At 62.9% G+C, this 1,405-nt stretch carries 3 protein-coding genes; all 3 read right to left on the bottom strand.

The features are described from left to right. Nucleotides 1-407: 50S ribosomal protein L15 (gene rplO, locus EN914_RS35470; protein WP_127389691.1), on the bottom strand; the 407-nt coding region annotated here is incomplete at its 3' end. Nucleotides 408-429: 22 nt separating this feature from the next. Beyond that, nucleotides 430-627, bottom strand: a complete 198-nt coding sequence (gene rpmD / locus EN914_RS35465) for a 50S ribosomal protein L30 (protein WP_006205449.1) — start codon at nt 625-627, stop codon at nt 430-432. A 24-nt stretch (nt 628-651) separates the two neighbouring features. Further along, nucleotides 652-1,215, bottom strand: a complete 564-nt coding sequence (gene rpsE, locus EN914_RS35460; protein ID WP_006333394.1) for a 30S ribosomal protein S5 — start codon at nt 1,213-1,215, stop codon at nt 652-654. Between the last annotated feature and the right edge of the window lie 190 nt (nt 1,216-1,405).

Genomic DNA, 1,405 nt, shown 5'->3' with positions numbered 1-1,405 from the left:
GCCTTGGAGGCGCCGGCGACGTCAAAGGCGAGCTTCGCCTTGATCTCGCCATCCGAGAGGATGCGCACGCCGTCCTTGACGCGGCGGATGACGCCGGCGGCAACCAGCGATTCAGCCGTCACGGTTGCCTTGACGTCGAGCTTCTTGGCGTCGATGGCCACCTGGATGCGGGCCAGCGACACGACGGTGAAGCTCTTGGCGAAGATGTTGTTGAAGCCACGCTTCGGCAGGCGTCGGTAGAGCGGCATCTGGCCACCCTCGAAGCCGTTGATGGCGACGCCGGAGCGCGCCTTCTGGCCCTTGACGCCGCGGCCGCCGGTCTTGCCGGAGCCAGAGCCGATACCACGGCCGAGACGCTTCTTGGAGTGCGTCGCGCCGTCCTTGTCACGCAGATCGTTGAGTTTCATCTGACTTCTCCTGCGCTCTGGCTCAGCCCTCGTCCACGACGCGGACGAGATGCTGGACGGCAGCGATCATGCCGCGCACGGAGGGCGTATCTTCCAGCGTGCGCTGCTTGTGCATCTTGTTGAGGCCGAGGCCGACCAGCGTCGCGCGCTGTTCCTTCGGACGGCGGATCGGCGAACCGATCTGCTCAACGGTGATGGTCTTGGTTGCTTTCTTGGCCATGGTCAAAATCCCTGGTCAGATCGACTATTCTTCAGCCGCAACGGCGGTGCCGCGGCGGGCCTGAAGGGTCGAATACTTGATGCCGCGAGCAGCAGCCACATCCTTGGGATGCATCTGGCTCTTCAGCGCGTCGAAGGTGGCGCGAACCATGTTGTAGGGGTTCGACGAACCCATCGACTTGGCGACCACGTCATGCATGCCGAGCGTCTCGAAGACAGCGCGCATCGGGCCACCGGCGATGATGCCGGTACCTTGCTTGGCGGCGCGCAGCAGCACGCGTCCAGCACCCCAGCGTCCTTCGACGTCGTGATGCAGCGTACGGCCCGAGCGCAGCGGCACGAAAATCATGTCGCGCTTGGCCGATTCAGTTGCCTTGCGGATAGCTTCCGGCACTTCGCGCGCCTTGCCGTGACCAAAGCCGACGCGGCCCTTCTGGTCGCCGACGACGACGAGTGCTGCAAAACCGAAGCGACGGCCGCCCTTGACGACCTTGGCGACGCGGTTGATGTGGACGAGCTTGTCCACCATGCCGTCATCGCGTTCTTCACGATCGCGGCCGCGGCCGCCATCCCTACGTTCCTGTGCCATATCCTGTTCCTTGTTTTTTTCCGGAAGCACGGTTGCTGATAAGATCCGGTGCCTCGCCCCGAATAAATCGGGAAACGGTCACCGGGGGCGAAATCATTTCCTTCGCATAATCTTTATCCGAAAAGTCTGCAACTTTTCGGGATCATGCTTAGAAGCTCAAGCCACCTTCGCGGGCAGCCTCGGCGAGCGC

It is taken from the genome of Mesorhizobium sp. M7A.F.Ca.CA.001.08.2.1 (genome assembly GCF_003998455.1).
Lineage (GTDB): Bacteria > Pseudomonadota > Alphaproteobacteria > Rhizobiales > Rhizobiaceae > Mesorhizobium > Mesorhizobium ciceri.
Note: the sequence above shows the minus strand (reverse complement) of the source record. Positions and strands in the feature narration are given on the sequence as shown.

Excerpts from the sequence above, each read along its gene's own strand:
- rpmD (WP_006205449.1), bottom strand. The coding sequence starts at position 627 with ATGGCCAAGAAAGCAACCAAGACCATCACCGTTGAGCAGATCGGTTCG.
- rpsE (WP_006333394.1), bottom strand. The coding sequence starts at position 1,215 with ATGGCACAGGAACGTAGGGATGGCGGCCGCGGCCGCGATCGTGAAGAA.